This is a genomic window from Rhodococcus sp. 05-339-2 (genome assembly GCF_002258965.1).
Lineage (GTDB): Bacteria > Actinomycetota > Actinomycetes > Mycobacteriales > Mycobacteriaceae > Rhodococcoides.
This window is the reverse complement of the sequence record NZ_NOYW01000018.1, coordinates 423,475-446,368: the sequence shown is the minus strand read 5'-3', so window position 1 is coordinate 446,368 and position 22,894 is coordinate 423,475. Positions and strand designations below refer to the sequence as shown.

Annotated in this window: 20 protein-coding genes; 8 read left to right on the top strand and 12 right to left on the bottom strand. The window is 65.5% G+C overall.

The window, feature by feature from the left end:
* Nucleotides 1–39: 39 nt before the first annotated feature.
* On the bottom strand, nucleotides 40–705 hold the full coding sequence (locus CH273_RS19770) for a potassium channel family protein (protein ID WP_032398422.1): 666 nt from the start codon (nucleotides 703–705) through the stop codon (nucleotides 40–42).
* A gap of 176 nt (nucleotides 706–881) precedes the next feature.
* Here CH273_RS19770 and CH273_RS19765 point away from each other — a divergent pair, with 176 nt between their 5' ends.
* Both CH273_RS19765 and CH273_RS19760 read left to right on the top strand, forming a co-directional pair.
* The gene (locus tag CH273_RS19765) at nucleotides 882–2,879 is read left to right on the top strand and encodes an APC family permease (protein ID WP_032398423.1); all 1,998 of its coding nucleotides are present in this window, start codon (nucleotides 882–884) and stop codon (nucleotides 2,877–2,879) included.
* Nucleotides 2,876–4,147 carry a class I SAM-dependent RNA methyltransferase gene (locus CH273_RS19760; protein WP_032397924.1) on the top strand — a complete coding sequence of 424 codons (1,272 nt, stop codon included), beginning with the start codon at nucleotides 2,876–2,878 and terminating at the stop codon, nucleotides 4,145–4,147. Before CH273_RS19765 ends, CH273_RS19760 begins: the two co-directional genes overlap by 4 nt.
* Before the next feature lie 16 nt (nucleotides 4,148–4,163).
* Here CH273_RS19760 and CH273_RS27795 read toward each other — a convergent pair whose 3' ends face one another.
* Complete coding sequence (locus tag CH273_RS27795) at nucleotides 4,164–4,325, bottom strand: hypothetical protein (protein ID WP_179275520.1); 162 nt, start codon at nucleotides 4,323–4,325, stop codon at nucleotides 4,164–4,166.
* A gap of 25 nt (nucleotides 4,326–4,350) precedes the next feature.
* Here CH273_RS27795 and CH273_RS19755 point away from each other — a divergent pair, with 25 nt between their 5' ends.
* Nucleotides 4,351–4,872 carry a CGNR zinc finger domain-containing protein gene (locus CH273_RS19755; protein ID WP_032397925.1) on the top strand — a complete coding sequence of 174 codons (522 nt, stop codon included), beginning with the start codon at nucleotides 4,351–4,353 and terminating at the stop codon, nucleotides 4,870–4,872.
* 24 nt (nucleotides 4,873–4,896) lie between these two features.
* On the opposite strand, the gene CH273_RS19750 is transcribed toward CH273_RS19755, so the two are convergent.
* Nucleotides 4,897–5,736: an ABC transporter permease gene (locus tag CH273_RS19750; RefSeq protein ID WP_032397926.1), complete on the bottom strand. Its 840-nt coding sequence runs from the start codon at nucleotides 5,734–5,736 to the stop codon at nucleotides 4,897–4,899.
* A complete protein-coding gene (locus CH273_RS19745; protein ID WP_032397927.1) occupies nucleotides 5,733–6,701 on the bottom strand; it encodes a daunorubicin resistance protein DrrA family ABC transporter ATP-binding protein in 969 nt (322 codons plus the stop codon). The genes CH273_RS19750 and CH273_RS19745 overlap by 4 nt, the downstream gene beginning before the upstream one ends.
* Before the next feature lie 180 nt (nucleotides 6,702–6,881).
* Between CH273_RS19745 and CH273_RS19740 the strand changes: the two genes are divergently transcribed.
* Both CH273_RS19740 and CH273_RS19735 read left to right on the top strand, forming a co-directional pair.
* A complete protein-coding gene (locus CH273_RS19740; protein WP_032397928.1) occupies nucleotides 6,882–7,637 on the top strand; it encodes a sigma-70 family RNA polymerase sigma factor in 756 nt (251 codons plus the stop codon).
* Nucleotides 7,634–8,392, top strand: coding sequence for an anti-sigma factor (locus CH273_RS19735; RefSeq protein WP_032397929.1), 759 nt, complete (start codon nucleotides 7,634–7,636; stop codon nucleotides 8,390–8,392). Before CH273_RS19740 ends, CH273_RS19735 begins: the two co-directional genes overlap by 4 nt.
* A gap of 42 nt (nucleotides 8,393–8,434) precedes the next feature.
* Here CH273_RS19735 and glsA read toward each other — a convergent pair whose 3' ends face one another.
* Complete coding sequence (glsA, locus tag CH273_RS19730) at nucleotides 8,435–10,261, bottom strand: glutaminase A (RefSeq protein ID WP_032397930.1); 1,827 nt, start codon at nucleotides 10,259–10,261, stop codon at nucleotides 8,435–8,437.
* A gap of 179 nt (nucleotides 10,262–10,440) precedes the next feature.
* Here glsA and dxs point away from each other — a divergent pair, with 179 nt between their 5' ends.
* Together dxs and CH273_RS19720 are read left to right on the top strand one after the other, a co-directional pair.
* Complete coding sequence (dxs, locus tag CH273_RS19725) at nucleotides 10,441–12,321, top strand: 1-deoxy-D-xylulose-5-phosphate synthase (RefSeq protein WP_032397931.1); 1,881 nt, start codon at nucleotides 10,441–10,443, stop codon at nucleotides 12,319–12,321.
* A gap of 340 nt (nucleotides 12,322–12,661) precedes the next feature.
* Nucleotides 12,662–14,035 carry a glycosyltransferase 87 family protein gene (locus CH273_RS19720; RefSeq protein WP_094638046.1) on the top strand — a complete coding sequence of 458 codons (1,374 nt, stop codon included), beginning with the start codon at nucleotides 12,662–12,664 and terminating at the stop codon, nucleotides 14,033–14,035.
* Here the strand turns inward: CH273_RS19720 and CH273_RS19715 are convergent.
* The 5 genes from CH273_RS19715 to CH273_RS19695 all read right to left on the bottom strand — a co-directional run bounded on the left by CH273_RS19715 (nucleotide 14,005) and on the right by CH273_RS19695 (nucleotide 18,501).
* Nucleotides 14,005–14,274, bottom strand: coding sequence for a YciI family protein (locus CH273_RS19715; RefSeq protein ID WP_032397932.1), 270 nt, complete (start codon nucleotides 14,272–14,274; stop codon nucleotides 14,005–14,007). The two genes, CH273_RS19720 and CH273_RS19715, sit on opposite strands and share 31 nt — an antisense overlap.
* A 1-nt stretch (nucleotide 14,275) precedes the next feature.
* Complete coding sequence (locus CH273_RS19710) at nucleotides 14,276–15,673, bottom strand: sugar porter family MFS transporter (RefSeq protein WP_032397933.1); 1,398 nt, start codon at nucleotides 15,671–15,673, stop codon at nucleotides 14,276–14,278.
* A 223-nt stretch (nucleotides 15,674–15,896) separates the two neighbouring features.
* Entirely contained in the window at nucleotides 15,897–16,643 is a 747-nt protein-coding gene (locus CH273_RS19705) for an SDR family oxidoreductase (protein WP_032397934.1), read from the bottom strand.
* The gene (gene sigJ / locus CH273_RS19700; RefSeq protein ID WP_082322657.1) at nucleotides 16,640–17,650 is read right to left on the bottom strand and encodes an RNA polymerase sigma factor SigJ; all 1,011 of its coding nucleotides are present in this window, start codon (nucleotides 17,648–17,650) and stop codon (nucleotides 16,640–16,642) included. Before sigJ ends, CH273_RS19705 begins: the two co-directional genes overlap by 4 nt.
* Nucleotides 17,647–18,501: a helix-turn-helix domain-containing protein gene (locus CH273_RS19695; protein WP_052050336.1), complete on the bottom strand. Its 855-nt coding sequence runs from the start codon at nucleotides 18,499–18,501 to the stop codon at nucleotides 17,647–17,649. The genes sigJ and CH273_RS19695 overlap by 4 nt, the downstream gene beginning before the upstream one ends.
* Before the next feature lie 92 nt (nucleotides 18,502–18,593).
* On the opposite strand from CH273_RS19695, the gene CH273_RS19690 reads away from it, so the two are divergent.
* The gene (locus CH273_RS19690; protein ID WP_230597012.1) at nucleotides 18,594–19,529 is read left to right on the top strand and encodes an SDR family NAD(P)-dependent oxidoreductase; all 936 of its coding nucleotides are present in this window, start codon (nucleotides 18,594–18,596) and stop codon (nucleotides 19,527–19,529) included.
* A 21-nt stretch (nucleotides 19,530–19,550) separates the two neighbouring features.
* On the opposite strand, the gene CH273_RS19685 is transcribed toward CH273_RS19690, so the two are convergent.
* Together CH273_RS19685 and CH273_RS19680 are read right to left on the bottom strand one after the other, a co-directional pair.
* Complete coding sequence (locus tag CH273_RS19685; RefSeq protein WP_032397935.1) at nucleotides 19,551–21,656, bottom strand: 3-hydroxyacyl-CoA dehydrogenase NAD-binding domain-containing protein; 2,106 nt, start codon at nucleotides 21,654–21,656, stop codon at nucleotides 19,551–19,553.
* Nucleotides 21,653–22,879, bottom strand: coding sequence for a thiolase family protein (locus CH273_RS19680; protein ID WP_032397936.1), 1,227 nt, complete (start codon nucleotides 22,877–22,879; stop codon nucleotides 21,653–21,655). Before CH273_RS19680 ends, CH273_RS19685 begins: the two co-directional genes overlap by 4 nt.
* Between the last annotated feature and the right edge of the window lie 15 nt (nucleotides 22,880–22,894).

Sequence of the window (22,894 nt, the reverse complement as noted above, 5' to 3'; positions counted from 1 at the left end):
TCGGGTCGATGGGGGAGGTGGGGAACGTGCGCTCGTGCATCAGTCGTCCGGGGGCGGCGGGTTGCCTGCCAGCGCAATGGCTTCGGCGACGGTTCCCGAGACCGCGGCGACGTACACCTCGTCACCGGCTTGGATCACGGTTCGCTTGTCCGGTAGCAGTCCGCTGCCGAACCGGATGACGAACGCGGCCCGCGAGTTGGTGGCCTCCTCGAGTACCGAGAGCTTCTTGCCGATCCAGGCGTCGTGGAAGTCGAGCAGGACGACGGCGACGCTGCCGGAGGGATCGCGCCATTTGGTGGTGGGGTCGTCGCGCAACAGGTTGTGCAGAAAACGATCGGTGGCCCAGGGGACGGTGGCGACCGTCGGGATGCCGAGGCGTTCGTAGACGGCCGCGCGCTTGGCGTCGTAGATCCTTGCGACCACTTTGTCGACGCCGAACGTCTCTCGAGCGACGCGGGCGGAGATGATGTTGGAGTTGTCGCCGGACGACACGGCCGCGAAGGCCTCGGCCTTCTCGATTCCCGCGCTCACCAACACATCTCGGTCGAAACCCATGCCTACGACGCGATGCCCGGCGAAGTCGGGGTCCAGGCGCAGAAAGGCTGTTTCGTCGCGGTCGATGATCGCGACCTCGTGTCCGATGCGTTCGAGCGCCCCGGCCAGCGATGCGCCGACGCGGCCACATCCCATCACAACTACGTACAACGCCCAGCTCCGTCCCGATCTCGATGGTCGACCACTGCCGACCGACACTGCCACGACCGGCAGGCGTGCACCAACGTATCGGGGGATCGGTCACCGTACCGACCGAGGGTGCGCTCCGACGCAGTTTCGGGCGCGTGGTTGAGACGTCCGCAGGAGGACGGCCTACGCTTCTGTGCGTGTCCAAGGTCTCGACTGCCGCCAAGCGGCTAGTGCTCGGTAAGCCGTTCCGCAGTGACAAGCTCGGTCATACGTTGCTTCCCAAGCGGATCGCGTTGCCGGTGTTCGCCTCGGACGCCATGTCGTCGGTTGCCTATGCACCGGAAGAGATCTTCCTGGTGCTGTCGGTGGCGGGCATCTCGGCAGTCGCCTTCACCCCGTGGATCGGTCTCGCCGTCTGCGTGGTGATGGCCGTCGTCGTGGCCAGCTATCGACAGAACGTGCATGCTTATCCGTCCGGCGGCGGCGACTACGAGGTCGCGACCACAAACCTGGGCCCCGCGGCCGGATTGACGGTCGGCAGCGCACTGTTGGTCGACTACGTGTTGACCGTGGCGGTGTCGATCTCGGCGGCGGCGTCGAACATCGGATCAGCGGTTCCGTTCGTGGCCCAGCACAAGGTGCTGTTCGCCGTGGTGGCCATCGTCCTGGTCACCTCCGTCAATCTTCGGGGCATCCGCGAGTCCGGGGCTGCGTTCGCGATCCCGACGTATGCCTTCATGGGTGGCATGTTCCTGATGTTGGCGTACGGCCTGTTCCGGGTCTACGTTCTCGGCGACGACATTCATGCAGAATCGGCAACCTTCGATCTGAAGGCCGAGGATTCGCACCTGTACGGCATCGCATTCGCGTTCCTCATCGCGCGCGCCTTCTCTTCCGGTTGTGCGGCGCTGACCGGGGTGGAGGCCATCAGCAACGGGGTACCCGCATTCGAGAAGCCGAAGTCGCGTAACGCCGCGACCACCTTGTTGCTGCTCGGAGCCATCGGCATCACATTGCTGATGGGCATCATCGTGCTCGCACAGAAGATCGGCATCAAGTACGCCCTGGATCCCGATATTCAGCTGGTCGGCGCGCCGGAGGGGTACCAGCAGAAGACGTTGATCGCGCAGCTCGCGGAGGCGGTGTTCAGCGGATTCCCCGCTGGATTCTTCTTCATCACGACCGTCACGGCCCTCATCCTGGTACTTGCGGCCAACACCGCGTTCAACGGCTTCCCCGTTCTCGGTTCGGTTCTGGCCCAGGACCGGTACCTGCCGAGGCAGCTGCACACTCGTGGCGACCGTCTTGCCTTCAGCAACGGCATCCTTTTTCTGTCCGGAGCTGCGATCGTCTTCGTCGTCGCGTTCGGTGCCGAGGTAACCAAGCTCATTCAGCTCTACATCGTCGGGGTGTTCGTCTCGTTCACCCTCAGTCAGACCGGCATGGTTCGGCACTGGACGCGGCTGTTGGCCACCGAGGCCGATCCCGAGCAACGGCGGCGCATGCACCGCTCACGGGTGGTCAACGGAGTCGGTCTCGGCATGACCGGAACGGTGCTGGTCATCGTGTTGATCACCAAGTTCGCCGCCGGCGCGTGGATCGCGATCGTGGCGATGGTGGCGATCTTCGTCCTGATGCGCATGATCAGAAAGCATTACGACACCGTGGCGCGCGAGCTCGAGAACGAGGAATGGGACGGAGTTCTGCCCAGCCGCACACACTCGATCGTGTTGGTCTCGAAGCTGCACATGCCGACCCTGCGCGCGTTGGCGTACGCCCGAGCAACCAGGCCCGACACCCTCGAGGCCGTGACCGTCAACGTCGACGAAGCCGATACTCGCGCACTGGTTCGGGAGTGGGAAGCCAGTGACGTCTCGGTGCCGCTCAAGGTCGTCGAGTCGCCCTACCGAGAAGTCACCAAACCGGTCCTGGACTACGTGAAGCGGGTTCGCCGCGACTCGCCTCGGGACGTCGTCACGGTCTTCATTCCCGAGTACGTGGTCGGTCACTGGTGGGAGCAGGTTCTGCACAATCAGAGTGCGTTGCGACTGAAGTCTCGATTGCTGTTCCAGCCGGGCGTGATGGTCACGAGCGTGCCGTGGCAGCTGCGGTCGTCCGAGAAGGCCAAGCGTGAGGTGCTCGGCAATGCGCCCGGTGCGTCGCGGCGCGGCTACGAGCCTCCGGCGGGCAAGTGAGCGAGAGCTGGTTCGGGCTGCTGCTGGAGGTCGAACTGGGCCCGCCGGGGCACGGCGGATTCTGCGTGGCCCGCCACGACGGCCGGGTGATGTTCGTACGGCACGGACTGCCGGGTGAACGGGTCGTGGCCAAGGTGACCGAAGATCGGGGCGGGTCGTTCTGTCGCGCCGATGCCGTCGAGATTCTGTCGGCGTCTTCGGACCGGGTGGACGCGCGCTGTCCCATTGCCGGACCGGGCGGCTCGGGCTGCTGCGACTACTCCCACGCCACTGCCGATGCCGGGCGGCGCCTGAAGTCGTTCGTCGTCGCCGAACAGCTTCGCCGCGTCGCCGGAATCGAGCGCGAGGTGCAGGTGGAGGAACTACCGGGGTCCGGCGACGGCACCGGGTGGCGAACCCGAGTGCGGCTCGCCGTCGATGCCGGCGGTAGGCCCGGCTATCACCGCTATCGCAGTAGCTCGATCGTCACCGAACTCACCTGTCCCCAAATGGATTCTGCCGCGTTCGTGGGACTGTCGGATCAGCAGTGGCGGCCGGGTGCCGAGCTGCAGGTGGTGCTCGACGGGGACGGGGAGCGGCATGTGGTGGAGATCGCGCCGGCGCAACTCTCGCCCACCGGACGCCGATCGCCGGGTCGTCGTGGAGCGTCGGCGCGTCGGGCAGCGTCGTCTCGCTCCCGGCCCGAGAAGGCCGTGATCGGATCGGGTCGGGTGACCGAATACGTCTCGAGCAGGGCATGGACCCTCGACGCCACCGGGTTCTGGCAGGCTCACCGCGGCGCGCCGCAGGTGTACACCGATGTGGTGCGGGAATGGGCGGACGCCACGTCGGGTGACGGTGCGTGGGATCTGTACGGAGGCGTCGGGGTGTTCGCCGCCGCCCTGGCCGATCGTGTGGGTCCGAGCGGCCGGGTCACCAGTGTCGAGTTCTCTCGTCGGGCAGCCGAGGACGGCCGTTCGGCGCTGCGGGATCTGCCGCAGGTCACGTTCGTGCCGGGTCGGGTCGAGCGCTCGATCGATGCGTTGACCGATCCGGTGTCGGTAGCGGTGCTCGATCCACCTCGCGCGGGAGCAGGACGGGACGTCGTCGATGCCGTCGCCGTCCGGTCTCCGCGTTCGGTGGTGCACATCGGATGCGATCCGGCCTCGTTCGCACGGGATGTGAGCTTGTATCGGGCTGCTGGATACGAGCTCGACGACATGCGCGCTTTCGACGCCTTTCCGTCGACCAGCCACGTCGAGTGCATCGGTCGTTTCGTTCGTCGGTGAGGGCTGCGGCAACCGATCAGATCCGGTGTGCAACTTCGGCGACCGGGGCGAAGGTGTGCATGGGAACGGACAGGATGCGCTGAGCACCGCACCGGCAGCCCTGGTAGCCGACGAGCCCCTCGCTCGTGTCGTGGGTGGAGTGGGTGGTCCAGGTGTGTGTGGTGTGTTCGGTGTGCATGCGTCCATCGTGATGTAATGGTCTTGTGCACATCAACCCTTACGGCGAGTATGCCGTGAAACTCGGTATCGACCTGCTCAATTCGCCGCCCACGTCGGCGACCGAGCTGGGCGAACGCTGCGTGGACGCCGGCCTCGTACCGGACTGGATCGCCACGGATGCCGATCTGGTCGACACCCTCCAGTTCCTGCGTGACTGGGCGCGGGTGGTGGACGCGAGCACCGAAACCGATCGGGCCGACGAGCTCAATGCTCTACTGGCACAGGCGTCGGCCTACCCACGGTTGACCAACCATGCCGACGACGGCTGGCACATGCACTATCGCGACCCCAACATCGAACTCGGCGGGGTCATCAGGGCCCTGGTGAGCGTCGGCACCGCGTTGCATCTGACCGGACGCGGGATGTCTCGCCTCGCTCGCTGCGCCGCCGCAGACTGCACACTCGCCTTCGCCGACACCTCGAGAACGGGCAGGCAGCGGTACTGCGGAACGGTGTGCTCCAATCGCGACGCAGTACGCAGGCATCGAGCACGCGCGGCCTCGTGATCGAGGCGCAGCGCAGCGCGGTCGTCAGGACTTTCGGTTGTACAGGCGCATCGTGATCGGCCCGAACACCGCCAGCATCGCCGCGCACAGCATCAGCGTCACTCCCAGCCCGCCCGTGTCGACATCGCCCTGCATCAGTCCACGCAGCGACGTGACCAGAAAGCTGACCGGGTTGACGTCGACGAACGCGCGCAGCCAACCGGGCATCGTGCTGGGGTCGACGAAGATGTTGCTCGCGAACGTGAGCGGAAACAGGATGAACATCGACACCCCCATCACCGCAGCCTCGGTACGGACGATCATCGCGATCATGGTCCAGATCCAGGAGAGGCAGAACGAGAACAACAGCAGCAGAGCGATCGACGCCACCACACCGACAAGACCACCCTGCGGCCGGAAACCGAGGATCAGCCCGAGGATCAGCACGATCACCGAAGCCAGCGTGTAGCGCACGACGTCGCCGAGCAGAGCGCCGACCAACGGCGACGGCCGCCAGATGGGCAGCGAACGGAATCGATCGAAGACGCCCTTCTCGATGTCCTTGTTCATCGTCACGCCGGTGTACATCGTGATCATCACCACGGTCTGCACGAGAATGCCGGGGAGCAGGAACTGGATGTACGCCTCGGTCGACCCGGCCAGTGCGCCGCCGAACAGGTACGTGAAGAGCAACGTGAACATGATGGGAAAGGCCGTCACGTCGAACAACTGCTCGGGAACGTGCTTGATCTTGAGCAGCGCTCGCCATCCGAAGCTCAACGACGTCGACAACGACGACGGACGAGGCGGGCGAGGCCCGGCGGCACCGAGTACATCGATGATCGTCGACGCCTGTGGCGCCGTCTGCTGGGCTTCGGTGGTCATGATGCAACCTCCCGGTCGGATTCGACTGTGGCACCGGCGTCGTGCCCGGTGAGAGCGAGAAACACCTCGTCCAAGCTCGGCTGTCCCAGCGTGAACGACGCGATCGAGATGCCTGCGGTCTCGAGTGCAGGCAGGACCGGCGCGGCCTGCGCCGGGTTGCTCAACCGTGCGGTGACGGTGGACGGATCCGGGTCCTCGGTGACGTTGCTGCCGAGTAGATCTCGCAGGATCCCTGCGGCGGCCGACCGCTGGGACGCCTCGAGAACTCGCAGGTGCAGTGAATTCGATCCCACCGACGCCTTCAGCTCGCCCGTCGTTCCCTCGGCGATGACCTTGCCGCGATCGATGACTGCGACACGCCCGGCCAATTGATCGGCCTCGTCCAGATACTGTGTGGTCAGCAACACAGTCGTCCCGCCTGCGACCAAGGCGCGGACGATCTCCCACACGTGGTTTCGGCTGCGAGGGTCGAGTCCGGTGGTGGGCTCGTCGAGGAAGATCAGTTCGGGAGTGACGATGATGCTGGCGGCGATGTCGATGCGACGGCGCATGCCGCCGGAGTACGTCTTGACCTGTCGCGGTCCGGCATCGGCGATGTCGAATGCCGTCAGCAGCTGCTCGGCTCGTGATCGGGCGGCGGGACGGGAGTAGCCGAGCAACCGGGCGAGCAGCACCAGGTTCTCCGTACCGGTGAGATCCTCGTCCAGAGACGCGAATTGCCCTGTCAGAGCGACTTTCTGCCGTACGGCCTCCGGTTCGCTCGCGACGTCGTGACCGAGCACCCGGGCGCTGCCTCCGTCGATCGGAAGCAGCGTGGCCAGCATCCGGATGGTCGTCGTCTTCCCTGCCCCGTTCGGCCCGAGCACGCCGTAGACACCACCGGAGGAGATGGAGAGGTCGACTCCGTCGACCGCGGTGTTCGTTCCGAAACGTTTGACCAGACCGTGTGTCTCGATCGCCGCCATGTCTCTCGATTCCTCCGATGGGCCGCCGCCCGATTCCCCGCGATTGTCCGATTCTCCACCAAGGATGAAATGCGGTCCACATCTGCGCAAACGAATTTTCGTCGCGAACCATCCTCCGGTCGGTTTGTTCCGAATATGTACTGCGGCGGGAAAACGCGGAGGTTTCGATATGAGAGCGATATGACCACTAGTGTCGTGATCGATGAACTCGATCATGAACCCGTCTGTTGGGACGACCTTCCGATGAGCGCGCCGATGTCGGATGCGTCGGGAACGTCGAATGCCGGCCGTGACCGGACGACGCCCGATGCCTCGGAAAGCTACGCGGCACAGGACGCGGTGTGCGCTGTTCCCAGTCCACAGCTCAAGAACCTGCGTGCCGACGAAACCGATCGTCTGCGACGGTTGATGGCGTCGGTTGCCCAAGGCGACCGGGCGGCGTTCGCCGAGCTGTACGACGCGACGTCGTCGCGGGTCTACGGAATGGTGCTGCGGGTGCTTCGAGACCCGGGGTACAGCGAGGAGACAGCGCAGGAGGTGTTCCTCCAGATCTGGCGCGCGGCACCCAATTACGACCCGAACCAGGGCAGTCCACTGGCGTGGATCATGACTCTGGCGCACCGTCGCGCGGTCGATCGTGTCCGGAGCGAGCAATCGGGTACCGATCGTGAGGCCGCGTACGGCGCAGTCAGCCACACACCGGAGCACGACGAGGTACTCGAGACGGTGACGCAGCGGCTCGAGTCCGAGGCCGTCGTGGCCTGTCTCGAAACTCTGACCGATACGCAGAGCGAGTCGGTACGAATGGCTTACTACAGCGGTTACACCTATCGCGAAGTTGCGGAGCGGCTCGGGGTCGCGGTTCCCACCATCAAATCGCGCATACGAGATGGATTGATCAAGTTGAAAACATGTCTGGGGGTGATCCCGCAATGAGCGACTCGTCACGGCAGCGACTACTCGACGACGCGGAGGTCTACGCCCTCCACGCGACCACCGACGCCGAGCGACGCGACATCGAGGCCGAGCGCCTACGTGTCGACGACACCGCGCGAGCCCAGTTCGACATTCTCGTGAGCGAGATCCACGAGACGCTGGCCCTGGCGGCCGCGGCGGATGCGACACCCGCACCCGACCGACTGCGTCGTTCGGTGCTCGATCGGGTCGCCGTCAGCGACCAGGAGCCCACGGTCCATCAGTTGCCACCGAACGTCACACCACTGCACCGGCATCGGCGGGAGCGCTCGAAGGCCTGGCGGTACTCGATGGTCTCGGCTGCGGCCGCGGTGGTCGTCGCCGTCGGCGGAGTGGTGGTCGTCAGCCAGACGATGGGCAACGATGCGCAGCCGTCTCAGGCGGAGCAGATCGTGGCCGCGCCCGACTCACGTCAGGTGTCGGCGGAGTTCCCCGGTGGCGGCTCGGCCACCGTGTCGTACTCGCTTTCCCAGAACGCGGTCGTCGTCGATCTCGACGGAGTCCCACAGCCGCCGCCCGGTCGCGTGTACCAGATGTGGTTCGTGGACGGCTCACCTCGCTCGGCCGGCGTCGTGACCGAGGATCAGCTGACCTCGGAGTCCGGGACGGTGGTCGACGGTCTCGGTTCCTCGACCAACTTCGCGTTCTCGCTGGAACCCGCAGGCGGGTCGGCCCAGCCCACCGAGGTGCTCACGATGCTCACGTTGGGTGCCTGAGCACAGCACGAGAACAGTCGTCTCGGGCGGTTCGACATTCGGTCAGATACCGATGTCGAACCGCCCGAGCGTTCTGATCACCGCTGCCATCTGGCCGTAGGCTCCGGTGGCGAGATTCTCCAGCAGCGCCAGCTTGACCTCCGGTGCGTCGCGTGTGAGTGCCTCGAAGTGCTCCACCGACACCACCACGAGGTCGACCGGTGTCTCGGCGACCATGTCGAGCAAGAAGGGCACCGACATCAGCAACGGCATCTCGCCGAAGCTCATGCCGGGGGAGAGAGTCGTGATGCGGTGCTTGCCACCGTCGGCGGCGACGGCCGTCGAGGTCACCTCGCCGCGCAGCATCAGGAACAGGCCTGCCGCCGGGGCACCGTGACGAACGATCACGTCGCCACGCGCGTAGTGCCGCTTCTCCAGGTAGGGCGTCACCGCCTCGAACTGTTCGGCCGAGAGCCCGGCAAGCAGCGGGTGCTCTGCGATCGCGACGACGGCCGGCTGTCGCGCGCCTGCGCAGTGACGATCCAGCAGCAGGTTCTCTGCCCATTGAACGGCCGAACCGAGGCTCGAGTACACCCGACCGGCCGGATCGGACGGGTCGAGGCTCGAGGTGGTGTGCCCCATGATCGCTCTCGGGTCGACCAGAGCCACCACGCAGCCGTGTTCGGCGAGATCCCCACGAAGGTCCTCGAACATGGTGCGGGCGATCGCACTGACCTCGTCGACGCCGCGCACGTCGATGACGAGCGCATCGAGTTCTCGGTCCAGGTCGCCGATCTCACGAACGGCGGTCTCGGCACCGGAGAACAGCAGATCGCCGTGCAGTTCGTACACGCGGGCGCGTTCGCCCACGGCGGCCAGAGTGGCCTGTTCGGTGTCGGAACGCCGCTTGCGCGACGGAGCCTCGGTCACCACGTAGCGTCGCCGGATCGAGGACTTCGCCGCACGAGTGACGTGCAGAAAGTGCAGTTCGAGGCGTGTCGAGAGTTCGCGGCAGGCGGCGACTCCGCGCACGCTGTTGCCGTGCGAGTCGAGCCGCGGGGAGTAGACGGCGATGCCCATCTGTCCCGGAAGAACCGCGAGGATCCCGCCCCCGACTCCACTTTTGGCCGGCAGGCCGACCCTCGCGACCCAGTCGCCTGCGCCGTCGTACATCCCACATGTCGTCATGACCGACAGCACTCGTTCGACGAGGGCCGGTGCGAGCGCACGCTCCCGCGTCCGGGGATTGACGCCGTTGTTGGCCATGGTGGCCGCCATCATGGCGAGGTCGGCGGCGGTGACATCGATCGAGCACTGGCGGAAGTACAGATCGACGGCAGCATCGGGATCGTGGTCGATGATGTCGAACGAACGGAGCATGTACCCGATGGCGCGGTTGCGATTGCCGGTGCGTGCCTCCGACCGATAGACGGCGTCGTTGAACGTCAGAGACCTCCCCGCATACCGCGAGTACGAGGCGCGAATGCGCTCGAATCGATCCTCGGCACTGCGACCGGCGATGAGCGACGCCGACGTGATGGCACCGGCGTTGATCATCGGGTTGCGTGGTCGCTCGGTGACGGGATCGAGGCTGATCTCGTTGAAGGGTTCCCCGGACGGTTCGATGTCGATCTTGCTCGCCACGACGTCCAGGCCCCGGTCGGCCAGCGCCAATGCGTACGTGAACGGCTTGGAGATCGATTGGATCGTGAAGGGGAGTCCGGTGTCGCCGACTTCGTAGACGTAACCGTCCGTGGTCGTCAGCGCGATACCGAATCCGTCCGGCGTGACGGCAGCGAGTTCGGGGATGTAGTCCGCCACCTGCCCGGACGTGTCGTCACGGCACAGTTCGTGAACTCGGCGCAGGATGGCATCGACCACGTTGCTCATGGGCCACACTGTATGTGTGATGTCCGATTCGGCAGCGTCGAGGTTAGGGGCGGCTGACCCAGGGCACTTCGACGTTCGACGGTACTGTCGGCGTCACGACGCTGGGCGGAGCAGCAGGGCACGGTCACTCCGTAGACTGAAATTTCCATTGTGTTTTCCGGCCGAAGGGAGCGATCTCGTTGGGTGTCCTAGCTCGAATTCAGACGCCCGAGGACTTGCGCGACCTCGGCAGTGCGGAGCTGGCCGAACTGGCTCGCGAGATCCGCGCGTTTCTCGTCGAGAAGGTGTCCGCTACCGGCGGCCACCTCGGTCCCAATCTCGGTGTCGTGGAACTGACGTTGGCGATTCATCGCATCTTCGACTCCCCGAACGATCCGGTCATCTTCGACACCGGTCATCAGGCGTACGTGCACAAGATGCTGACCGGACGCACGGGTCTGTTCGACACGCTCCGTAAGCAGGGCGGCCTGTCCGGCTACCCGTCACGGGTCGAGAGCGAGCACGACTGGGTGGAGTCCTCGCACGCGTCGGCCTCGCTCTCCTACGCCGACGGCCTTGCCAAAGCCTTCGCGCTCAAGGGCGAAACCGACCGGCACGTCGTCGCTGTCGTCGGTGACGGTGCGCTCACCGGCGGAATGTGTTGGGAGGCGCTCAACAACATCGCCGCAGGCCGCGATCGATCCCTCGTGATCGTCGTCAATGACAACGGTCGCTCGTACGCCCCGACCATCGGGGGATTGGCCGATCATCTGGCGGCCCTTCGCCTTCAGCCCGGATACGAGAAGGTGCTGGACAACGGTCGCCGCATCGTCCGTCGCATTCCGATCGTCGGTCCCACTGCCTACGCCATGTTGCACGGTATGAAGGCCGGGGTGAAGGACGCCATCAGCCCGCAGGTCATGTTCACCGATCTCGGCATCAAGTACCTGGGTCCGGTCGACGGTCACGACCAGCACGCGATGGAATCCGCGCTGCGCCGAGCCAAGGCATACGGCGGTCCGGTCATCGTCCACGCGGTGACGCGCAAAGGTATGGGCTACGTTCACGCCGAGAACGACGTCGCAGATCAGATGCACGCCACCGGGATCATCGATCCGTTGACGGGGCTGGCGCGGTCCAAGTCGGCTCCGGACTGGACCTCGGTGTTCTCTGCGGCACTGATCGAGCAGGGCGAGCAGAACGAGGACGTCGTAGCGATCACCGCAGCGATGGCCGCGCCCACCGGTCTCGCCGCGTTCGGGGTTCGCTTCCCCGATCGGTTGTTCGACGTCGGGATCGCCGAGCAGCACGCGATGACGTCGGCGGCCGGGCTCGCGCTGGGCGGAATGCATCCCGTGGTCGCCATCTACTCCACCTTCCTCAATCGCGCGTTCGATCAGTTGCTGATGGACGTGGCGTTGCTCGGACTGCCGGTCACGGTGGTGCTGGACCGTGCCGGTGTCACCGGGGCCGACGGTGCCAGCCACAACGGCATGTGGGACATGTCTTTGCTCGGCATCGTCCCCGGTATGAAGGTGGCGGCACCGCGAGATGCCGAGACCCTGCGAGAAGAACTGGCAGAGGCCATCGCCACGTCCGACGGACCCACTGCCCTGCGCTTCCCGAAGGGCGCGGTGACCGAAACCGTGCCCGCGACGCGCAGACTGGACGGAATTGTCGACGTGCTGACCGAGCCGTCCGGTGCCACGGGCGATGTGCTGATCGTGGCCGTCGGAGTGTTCGGGCAGATGGCCATGGATGCAGCCGAGAAGCTGCAGCACGACGGCATCTCCGCTGCCGTGGTCGACCCAAGGTGGGTGCTGCCGATCCCGCAGTCGCTGTTGAAGCTGGCCGAGGATTACCGGCTCGTGGTCACCCTCGAGGACAGTGGCCTGCACGGTGGCATCGGTTCGACACTGTCTGCGGCTCTGCGTGGCGCAGGCGTCGATACCCCGTGCCGCGATCTCGGTGTGCCACAACGATTCCTGGACCACGCATCGCGCGATCAGCTGCACCACGAACTCGGCCTCACCTGCGAGGACGTCGTGCAGCGCGTGTCGCACTGGGTCAAGAGCCTCTGACGACGGTCTCTCGCCGGACGTCGACGCCGTAGAACGCGCGGCGTCCGGCCACCGCGCCCGCGACTGCTCTCGGAGCCGTCATCACGAGAAGGAACAGAACCGACGGTTCCCACCGTTGCGTCGCCCAGTGCACGACGCAGCACACCGAAGGCCCGCAGGATGCCGGCCCCGTAGCCGACAGTCCGAGCAATCGAACTCGGCAATGCACCGTCGCGTGCCGTTGCGGCCCGCAGGTTCGTCGGCGTCGTCTCCGGGCGGCGATGTTTTCTTTGCGAATATGTGACCTGTGTGACTGGTGTGTCGTAGATGCCGAAACCGGGACGACTGGCATGTTTCGCTCATGACCCTCGTCTTCGACGGTAGAACCGGCGTCTCGGACAGCGAAATCGATCCGACTCCACGCAACGGTGACCCCGACTGGGCGGGCATGGAATCCGTGGATGGAACACCGGCAACGGATTCCCGGAACGACGGGACCGAGCGACGGCATTCGCGGTGGTTCGTGGCGATGACGGCGGTGATCGGTGTGGTGGCGTTCGCCGCACACGATCGTCTGCTGTCGTTCGACTCCTTGTACGGATTGTTCGGCAACGGTGTCGACGCGCTCGTCTACCGACACGGCGGCGCAACCGTGCTCAGTAGCGAAGAGCTGTACTCGTTCTCGCTGTTCGGCACACTGCCGTTCACGTATCCGCCGTTCGCTGCTGTGCTGTTCGCTCCGCTGGGGTTGCTGTCCGACACCGCGGCCGGATTGCTGGTGAACATATCCAATGTCGTATTGCTCTACGTCGTCGTCCATCTGAGTTGGCGACGACTCGGATACGAGAACTGCACACGGACCAGAGTGGTGAGTGCTGCTCTGGCACTGGGCTGCTCGTGGCTCGAGCCGGTGCGCATGTCGCTGTGGTTGGGTCAGATCAACCTGCTGTTGCTCGTGTTGGTGCTGTGGGATCTCGGCCGGCCCGAGGGCAGTCGCCTTCGGGGGGTCGGCGTCGGAATCGCGGCCGGTCTGAAGCTGACGCCCGGCCTGTTCATCGTCATGTCGATCGTGCAGCGGCAGTGGCGAGCGGTATGGACTGCGGCCGGCACCGGTCTGGTCACGGTGGTGATCGGGTTCGTGGTCGTGTCCTCCGACGCGTGGCGCTATTGGACCTCGGCGATCCTCGCCTCGGACCGAGTGGGGTCGACCACGTCTCCCGCGAATCAGTCGATTCGGGGAATGGTGGCGCGGGCGTGGGGAACCGAGCACCCGCCGGTGATCGTGTGGTTGCCGGCCGCGGTGGTCGTCCTCGCTGCGGGGATGTGGGTGTCGTATCGAGCTCACCGTGCGGGTAGAACACTGCTGGCCATGACGGTGTGTGGTCTCACGGCCCCGATGGTCTCGCCGTTCTCCTGGGGCCACCATTGGGTGTGGTGCGTTCCGCTGCTGGTGATCGGACTCGACGCGTGTACGAGTTCGCGAACGAGCGGGCGCGGCCGCACGCTGCGTGTCCTCGGAGTGCTCGCCGCCACTGCACCTTTCGTGGCCTGGTATCGCACACAGGCCGATGTTGTGGTGATCGGCACGTTCATGCAGTCCGTATCGCCGATCGTCGACGCCGGACTACGGAACGCGTATTGCGTTGTCTACGTGATCGTTCTGGCGGTGGCGGCCGTAGGACTGCGCAAGGACTCGACGGCCTGCTACGTCCCGGCCACACGTTCTTCGATCTGAACGCGATCGATCAGATGGGCCAGGGCGAAGGGATCGTGTGCGAACATTCGTTCCACACTTGCCTTGTCGGTGCCTTCGACGATCATCGTGGCACCACTGTGATCGGCGAGTGGGCTCGACGATCGGAGGATCTTGCGGCGCTCGAGTTCGCGCAGCCACGCGCGGTGATCGGTTCGGTGATCGTCACGCCCGGAGGACGTTTCGGGGGTGTAGGTGTATTGGACGACGAACATCGGCATGTCAGATCTCCATGTCCTCGAGCTCCATTCCCTTGGTCTCCTTGATCTTGTACTTGACGAAGAAGAAAGACAGGATCGCGAAGAACGCGAAGAACGAGTAGATAAATCCGAGTCCGATGGTGTCGGACAACGGCGGAAATGCCAGTGTGATGGCGAAGTTGGCGATCCAGTTCGCGGCGGTACTGATACCGAGGGCGACGGCGCGCATTCGGTTGGGGAACATCTCGCCGAGCATCACCCACATGATCGGACCCCAGGTCGCGGCGAAGAAGACCACGAACAGGTTGGCTCCGACGAGAGCAACCGGGCCCCACGGCGACGGCAATTCGAGTTGGTCGCCGCTGCCCACGGCCTGAGTGAACGAGATGGCCGCCAGTACGAGACCGACGAACATCCCGATCGAGCCGATCATGAGCAGATTTCGTCGGCCGAATCGGTCGACGAACAAGATGGCGACGAATGTCATCGAGACATTGATGACCGAGGTGATCACCGAGGTGACGAACGATTGATTCTCGCTGAAACCGACGGACTTCCACAACGTTGTCGAGTAATAGAAGATCGCGTTGATTCCCACGAACTGCTGCAGAATCGCCATGGTGATGCCGACCCAGACGATCGGTTGCAGACCGAACTTCGGTCCACGGATATCGGCGAACGAGGACTTGGATTCCCGGCGCAGGGTCAACCGGATTTCCTTGACCCTCTCGTTCGGGTTCACTTCTCCGGTTATGTCTCCCAGAATGCGGGCCGCTTCTTCGTCGAGGTGCTTTCCGACGAGATATCTGGGCGACTCCGGAATCAGAGTGGCGAGAAAGCCGTAGACGAGGGCCGGTGCGACGCCGACCAAGAACATCCACCGCCAGGCTTCGAGTCCGAACCACAGGTCGTTCGACGGTCCGCCCGCGGCGTTCTGCAGCACCGCGTCCGACAGCAGCGCGGCGAAGATTCCGACGGTGATCGCCAACTGTTGCAGCGAAGCCAAACCACCCCGGTAGCGGGCCGGGGCAATCTCCGAGATGTACGCGGGCGCGATCACCGAGGCGATACCGATACCAAGGCCGCCGAGTACACGCCAGAGCATGAGATCCGGGACGCTGAACGCGAACCCGGACCCCAGCGACGAAATGGTGAACAGCGCGGAACCGAGCAGCATCACCTTTTTCCGGCCCCAGGTGTCGGCGAGACGGCCGGCGAACCAGGCACCGACCGCACAACCGAGAAGTGCGATGGCGACGGCGAAGCCGGTGACGAACGACGACAGGGCGAAGTTCTCCTGAATGGAGTCCACTGCGCCGTTGACAACGGAGGAATCGAACCCGAACAGGAAGCCGCCGACAGCGGCGGCAATGGTGACTCCGATGACTTTGGCAGTGTGCCGATCGGTGGATTGCGTCATCACGTGACCCAGCTTTCGAGGTGAACCAGCGTCCTTGGTGGTCGATCGCCATCATCGTCCTCGCACCGACGCAATGGGAGCGAAATCGACACGGCATTCGCGGCGGGTGGAAAACGGCTCGCCGAAAACGGCGAATTGTCCGATATTCCACCGGTCGAGCTCGAAGTTGTGGACGAAAAAGGCCGGAATATCGTCCACAACTTCGAGTTCGGCGAGATGCGACTCAACGCGCCTGGGCGTCCGACCACTGATCGAAGGTCTGTAGACCGTGATCCGAATCCTGTGTGGTGACCAGCGTTCCGTCTCGCATCGCGCGGCCGTACGCGCCGGGAAGCGGCACCTCGAGCACCGGGCCGCGCGCACCGATTGCTCGTGCGTAGCGCCGCACCATCTTCGCCATGCGCTCTTCACGCGGTCCACCGAGATCGGCGACTCGGCCTGCCGGTGGCCGCTCCGCCAGGTCGATCAGTCGCTCGGCGACCTCGCGGGCTGCGATCGGTTGCGAGACCATCCTCGGGACGACCGTCAGTGGACCGAACGAGGTCTGCGACCGGATCTGCGCGGCGAACTCGTGGAACTGAGTAGCTCGCAGGATCGTCCACGGTACGGCTCCAGCGCGAACGAGGCGCTCCTGCTCCACCTTTCCGGCGTAGTACGCGTACGGGGCCTTGTCTATCCCCACGATCGACAACGCCACGTGGTGCCCGATTCCGGCCGCGCCTTCCGCCGTCAGCAGGTTACGGGTGACGGCAGCGAAGAACGCCGTCGATTCCTTCGCCGAGATCGTCTGCGTCGAGGCGACGTCGATCACCGCGTCGACGCCGGACAGGGCGTCGGGCAGTCCCGATCCGGAGACGAGATCCACACCGGCAGACCGCGACAGGACTACCACCTCGTGTCCGCGTTCCCGCGCAACCTCGACGACGTGCACTCCCACGGTTCCGGTTCCACCGGCTACGGCTAGCTTCATCGCGTTTCCACCTGATTCTCGAGTGATGATGCGGACCGCACTGCGCGGCCCTCCACTCTCTGACGACGCAGCCGAGGCGAATGTCTGTCGTGTGTGGCGACCCAGTGCCGGAGTTTGTCCGGATTGAGCACGATCCAGACGCTCGCGACCATGCAGTCGGCGGTGTCGACCCCGATGACGTCGAAACCGATGACGCCGAACACCGCGCCGTCGCGCCGCATCACGATGCCCGACAGGCCGTTGACGGGTTCTATCGACCAGTCGAGATCGATCGACTTGGCAGTGATGCCGCGAACGAATCGAGCGACTCGATCGGATCCGAGGATGGCATTGCGGGCCGCGGATACATGGCCGCCGCCGTCGCTGACCAACGTGACGTCGGGTGCGAGCACCGATATCAGGGATGCGATGTCCCCGCTTGCGGAGGCCGACGCGAAAGCCCGCACCACGCGGTCGTGCTCGATGGGGTCGGCAACGGAGCGGCGACGGGAATGGACGTGAGTTCGTGCAGCAGAGGCGAGTTGACGGCAGGCAGCCGGGGATCGATCGAGAACGGTCGCGATCTCGTCGAACGGAACGGCGAACGCGTCGTGCAGTACGAATGCGACTCGTTGCGCCGGACCGAGCGATTCGAGCACCACGAGGAGTGCCAGCGTCACCGATTCCTGCTGCGCAACTCGGTCGGCGGGGTCCGCGGCGGCAGGAGTCTCGGAGTCGAGGCCGCAGACGGGTTCCGGCAGCCACTGCCCGATGTAGTTCTCGCGGCGAGCGCGAGCAGAGCCGAGCAGGTCGAGGCAGATGCGGCTCACGACGCGGGTCAGCCACGCCGCTGGAACGTCGATGGCGTCACGTTCGGCGTCGGTGAGCCGGAACCAGCGGACGACGGTCTCGGACGCGGCATCCTCGGCATCGCTGTGCGAACCCAGCATTCGGTAGGCGATGCCGATCAGTCGTGCACGCTCGGCCGTGGAGGTCGGCGCACCGATTGCATCGCCGGACGACGTCATCGCTCGTCGACGCGTGCGGCGCGCAACCGGCTCAGAGCGTCCGCATCCGCGGTACCCGCCTCCGCGGAGTACACGACCAGTCGCAGGTCCGCGCCCGGTGCGGTCAGAACGTCACAGTCGAGCGTGATCTCACCGACCTCGGGGTGAACGATCGTCTTGCGGTCACCGACATGCACAGCGGCAACCCCTGAACTCCAGAGCGTGTCGAAATACGCATTCTCACACCGCATGTCGTCGACCAGTCGACGAAGTACGCGGTCGTCCGGATATCTGCCGACCGCTATTCGCAGGTCGGCGACCAGCGCGGTGGCGAAGCGCTCGAGTCCGTCGGCCATCGAGACCGGTCGCATCCACGAGCGTGCTCGGTCGTCGGAGCCGAACACCGCCCGAACCATGTTGCGCTGTTCCGTCGGTACCGACTCCGGGTCACCGTGCAGAGCACTCCACATGGAGTTCCACGTCCTGAGCTGCCACGTCGCGTCGAACACGGCCACGGGATGGTCGTCCAACCGCGCGGCGAGTCGGACGACCTCGAACGGCAGAGCGGTCTGGACCGACTGCTCGGCGGGCGGCAGCAGTCCGGCAGTGCGGTGGAGGAGGGCTCGTTCGGCGGAATCGAGGTGCAGAGCACGGGCGAGCGCGTCGACGACCTGCGCCGAGGGGTGAGTCGACCGCCCCTGCTCGAGGCGGACGAGGTAGTCCACCGATACGCCCGCGGCCAGTGCGACCTCCTCGCGTCGCAGCCCGGTCGTGCGACGCGTCGCGGTCGGGTCGATGCCGACGGCGTGCGGTGCCAGGCGATCTCGCCACGAGCGCAGGAGCTCGCCCAGTTCCGAACGTGCTGTCGTCACCGTGACAGTATGGCGCGTCCTGCCTGGTATCGGCAGACCCTCCGTTGCGCAGGCCCTGGCAGCCGCCGTGTGCCGATGGCAGGGTCCGAGAGATGACATCGAACTCGAGACCACACACCGTCGTCATGACGGGAGCGAGTCGGGGAATCGGGTGGGCAGCAGCGGAATCGATACTTCGACTCGACCCGACAGCGCGACTGGTGACGATCGGACGCGGTCCCGGACCGTCTCACTCGCGGGCGACTCACGTGAGAGCCGACCTTCGCTCGGTGGCGCAGACCGCAGCCGCTGTGGACTCCATCGCGCGCAGGATCGTGGCGAAGGAACTCCCGCCGCTCGACGTCGTCGTAGGAAACGCGGGAGTGCAGTGCGCGACGAACTGCAGTGAGACCGAGGACGGGTACGAGACCACGTTCGCCGTCGCCGTGGTGGCCAACCATCTCGTGGTTCGCGGTTTCGCAGACGCCCTCGACCGACCGGCCCGCGTCGTGATCACGGTCAGCGACACGCACTTCGGCGACGTCCGGCACAATCTCGGGATGGTTCCCGGTCCGCGATGGGTGCCTCCGGATCGACTGGCGAGGGTGCGCGCCTTCGCCGACCCGGAATCGGTGCGAGCGGGCCGTACCGCCTACTCGACCAACAAACTGGCGGCGATTCATCTGGTGCACGCGCTCGCTCGGGTACTCCCCGCGGGAGTGGACGTGGTGTCGTTCAATCCGGGTTTCGTGCCGGGAACCGGCCTGGCGCGCGATGCCGGGTTCGTGTCGCGATCGGCGATGGTGTGGCTGCTCCCCGTCCTGGCGGTGACGCCGATCGCCTCGACGGCCGCGCAGGCCGGTCGTGCACTGGCCGACGTCGCGCTGGGTGTGATCGCCACCCGATCCGGAGACTATGTCGATCGTCGAACGGTCACCCGATCCTCGGACGAGTCGTACGACCGACAGCGGGAGGACGAACTGTGGGCGTTCCTGAACGACGGTCGAGTTCGAGGTTACGGACGAAAAAACGCGGAAATCCGTCCGTAACCTCGAACTCGGCGGGCCGTACTAGACGCTGGCGACACCCGGCGCGAGGAAGCGCCGACCGGTCGCTGCCTCGGAGGCACCGCTGCGGTCCAGGTACGGGGTGATGCCGCCGTTCCAGAAGCCGAAGCCGCCGCCGAGCAGCAGGCAGAGATCGATGTCCTCGGCTGCAGCTACGACTCCCTCGTCGAGCATGATGCGGATTTCGTCGGCGAATGCCCGACGGGTCCGGTCGAGAACCTGCTCGGCAGTCGAGGGCGAATCGCCCTGCGGCCACAGCGCGGCGACCTCGGGATCGACGACCTGGCCCTCGGGTCCGTAGGTCCACACACCAGGCTTCTTCGCCTCGACGAGAGCGCGGAATCCCGGCGAGTCCTTGAACCTCTCCGGGTATGCCTCGGCGAGGGTCTCCGCGGTGTGCAGTGCCACGGCCGGGCCGACGAGAGCCAGCAGGGTCAGCGGACTCATCGGCATGCCGAGTTCGCCCACTGCGCCGTCGGCGACATCGAACGGGGTGCCCTCGTCGATGGCGCTGATGATCTCGTTGGACGCACGTGTGACGAGACGATTGAAGACGAATCCGGGGAGATCCGCAGACAACACGGCCGACTTCTTGAGGGTCTTGGCCGTCGCGAATGCCGTTGCCAGGGTGGCGTCGTCGGTCTTCTCACCCTTGACGACCTCGAGCAGTGGCAGGACCGCAACGGGGTTGAAGAAGTGGAAGCCCACGACGCGCTCGGGGTGCTTCAGGTCTGCAGCCATCTTGGTGATCGACAGCGAGGACGTGTTGGTAGCAAGGATCGTTTCGGCAGAGACGAACTCCTCGACCTCGGCGAACACCTTCTTCTTCACGTCGAGGTTCTCGAACACGGCCTCGATGACGAAATCGGTGTTCGCGAACGCCGACTTGTCGATGGAGCCGGACACCAACGCCTTCAACCGATTCGCGGCATCGGGGGACAGACGCTTCTTGCCGAGCAGCTTGTCGATCTCCCCGTGGACGTACCCGACACCCTTGTCGATGCGCTCCTGATCGATGTCGGTGAGGATCACCGGCACCTTCAGCTGGCGCACGAACAGCAGGGCGAGCTGGCTGGCCATCAGGCCGGCACCGACGATGCCGACGCCGGAGATCTTGCGCGCCAACGACTTGTCGGGTGCACCGGCCGGACGCTTCGCGCGCTTCTGCACCAGATCGAAGGCGTACAGCCCGGCGCGGAGCTCGTCCTTGACCAGCAACGTCGACAGCGCCTCGTCCTCGGCCGCGAAGGCCTTGTCGAGCGAGGCCGAGTCGGTGATGTCGGTGCTCTTGGCGAGCTCGAGCAGATCGACTGCGGCGACGGGGCCCGGTGCGAAATTACCGGTCTTGCCGGCCACGATGCCCCTGGCACGGGCGATGGCGTCGTCCCAGGCCTGTCCGCGGTCGATCTCGGGACGGTCGGGAACGATCTCGCCCTTGACGACCTGAGCAGCCCACGCGAGGGACTGTTCGAGGAAGTCGGCTCCGCCGAAGAGGGCGTCGGCGATGCCGAGATCGAGTGCCTGCTGCGGCTTGAGGACGCGGTTCTGGTTGAGAGCGTTCTCGATGACGACGGTGACGGCGTTCGAGGCTCCGATGATGTTGGGCAACAACTGGGTTCCGCCCCATCCCGGGACCAGGCCGAGGAAGGCCTCGGGCAGGCCGAGGGCAGCGGCGTTCTCTGCGACGGTGCGGTAGTGCGAGTGCAGTCCCACTTCGAGGCCGCCGCCGAGTGCAGCACCGTTGATGAAGGCGAACGTCGGAATCGTCGACTCGCGCAGGCGACGGAACACCTTGTGCCCGAGCTGCCCGATCTGCAGCGCCTCGTCCTTGGTCTCGATGTTCGGCACACCGTTGAGGTCGGCACCGACGGCGAAGATGAACGGCTTGCCGGTGACGGCGATGGCCACCGGGTTCGCTGCGAATGCCTCGTCGAGTGCGGCGTCGAACTTGGCCAGACCGCCGGGACCGAAGGTCGACGGCTTGGTGTGATCGAAGCCGTTGTCGAGCGTGACGAGGGCGATGGAGCCCTCGAGCCCCGGTACGGAGACGATCTTGGTGAATGCGTTCGTGACTACCTCGTCGGTGAACGCTGTGGTGATGTCACTCATTTGGCCGCTCCCGAGTAGTCAGCGTGGTTGGGGTTCTCCCAGATGACGGTGCCGCCCATGCCGAGACCGATGCACATGGTCGTCAGGCCGTAGCGCACGTCGGGCTGCTGAGCGAACTGGCGGCTCAGCTGCGTCATCAGGCGAACGCCCGAGGACGCGAGGGGGTGGCCGCACGCGATGGCACCGCCCCACTGGTTGACGCGGGGGTCGTCGTCGGAGATTCCGTAGTGCTCGAGGAAGGCGAGAACCTGGATGGCGAAGGCCTCGTTGATCTCGAACAGGCCGATGTCGTCGATGCTCAATCCGGTTCGGCCGAGCAGCTTTTCGGTCGCGGGGACCGGTCCGATACCCATGACCGCCGGGTCGACTCCGGCGAAGCTGAAGCCGACCATCCGCATTCCGATGTTCAGGCCGAGCTCGTGCGCGGTGTCCTCACCGGCCAGAATCGCGGCGGTTGCGCCGTCGTTGAGTCCAGCGGCGTTGCCTGCGGTGACGCGGCCTGCGGGCCGGAACGGCGTCTTGAGCTTGGCGAGGTCTTCGACGGTGGTGCCGGGGCGAGGCGGCTCGTCCTCGGTGGCCAGGCCCCAGCCTGCGGCCGACTTGGTGGCGACGGGCACGAGGGTGTCGGCGATGTAGCCGGCCTTCTTGGCGGCGTCGTACTTGTTCTGGCTGGCGACGGCGTACGCGTCGGTGCGGTCCTTGGTGATGCTCGGGAACCGGTCGTGCAGGTTCTCGGCGGTGTTGCCCATGACCAGCGCGCTGGGATCGACGAGCTTGTCGGCGAGGAAGCGCGGGTTGGGGTCGACGCCTTCACCCATGGGGTGGCGGCCCATGTGCTCGACGCCACCGGCGATGACGACGTCGTACTGGCCGAAGCCGATGCCCGATCCGGTCGTGGTCACCGAGGTCATCGCGCCTGCGCACATGCGGTCGATGGCGAAGCCGGGGACGCTGCGGGGGAGTCCGGCGAGCAGTGCGGACGTACGTCCGATGGTCAGGCCCTGGTCACCGGTCTGCGTGGTCGCGGCGATCGCGACCTCGTCGATCCGTTCGGGAGGGAGGTTGGGGTTCTTGCGAAGAAGTTCGCGGATTGCTTTGACGACGAGGTCGTCTGCGCGAGTGTCGGCGTACATGCCCTTGGGGCCTGCCTTGCCGAACGGGGTACGGATGCCGTCGACGAAGACGACATTCCTCTGTGAGCTGGTGGACGCGGGTACAGACACGCTTTTCGATCCTCC

Bases quoted from the DNA above. Each gene is read 5' to 3' on its own strand.
- CH273_RS27795 (WP_179275520.1), bottom strand. From the start codon at position 4,325: ATGCACACCGAACACACCACACACACCTGGACCACCCACTCCACCCAC.
- CH273_RS19750 (WP_032397926.1), bottom strand. From the start codon at position 5,736: ATGACCACCGAAGCCCAGCAGACGGCGCCACAGGCGTCGACGATCATC.
- CH273_RS19745 (WP_032397927.1), bottom strand. From the start codon at position 6,701: ATGGCGGCGATCGAGACACACGGTCTGGTCAAACGTTTCGGAACGAAC.
- CH273_RS19740 (WP_032397928.1), top strand. From the start codon at position 6,882: ATGACCACTAGTGTCGTGATCGATGAACTCGATCATGAACCCGTCTGT.
- CH273_RS19735 (WP_032397929.1), top strand. From the start codon at position 7,634: ATGAGCGACTCGTCACGGCAGCGACTACTCGACGACGCGGAGGTCTAC.
- glsA (WP_032397930.1), bottom strand. From the start codon at position 10,261: ATGAGCAACGTGGTCGATGCCATCCTGCGCCGAGTTCACGAACTGTGC.
- CH273_RS19720 (WP_094638046.1), top strand. From the start codon at position 12,662: ATGACCCTCGTCTTCGACGGTAGAACCGGCGTCTCGGACAGCGAAATC.
- CH273_RS19715 (WP_032397932.1), bottom strand. From the start codon at position 14,274: ATGCCGATGTTCGTCGTCCAATACACCTACACCCCCGAAACGTCCTCC.
- CH273_RS19710 (WP_032397933.1), bottom strand. From the start codon at position 15,673: ATGACGCAATCCACCGATCGGCACACTGCCAAAGTCATCGGAGTCACC.
- CH273_RS19705 (WP_032397934.1), bottom strand. From the start codon at position 16,643: ATGAAGCTAGCCGTAGCCGGTGGAACCGGAACCGTGGGAGTGCACGTC.
- sigJ (WP_082322657.1), bottom strand. From the start codon at position 17,650: ATGACGTCGTCCGGCGATGCAATCGGTGCGCCGACCTCCACGGCCGAG.
- CH273_RS19690 (WP_230597012.1), top strand. From the start codon at position 18,594: ATGACATCGAACTCGAGACCACACACCGTCGTCATGACGGGAGCGAGT.
- CH273_RS19685 (WP_032397935.1), bottom strand. From the start codon at position 21,656: ATGAGTGACATCACCACAGCGTTCACCGACGAGGTAGTCACGAACGCA.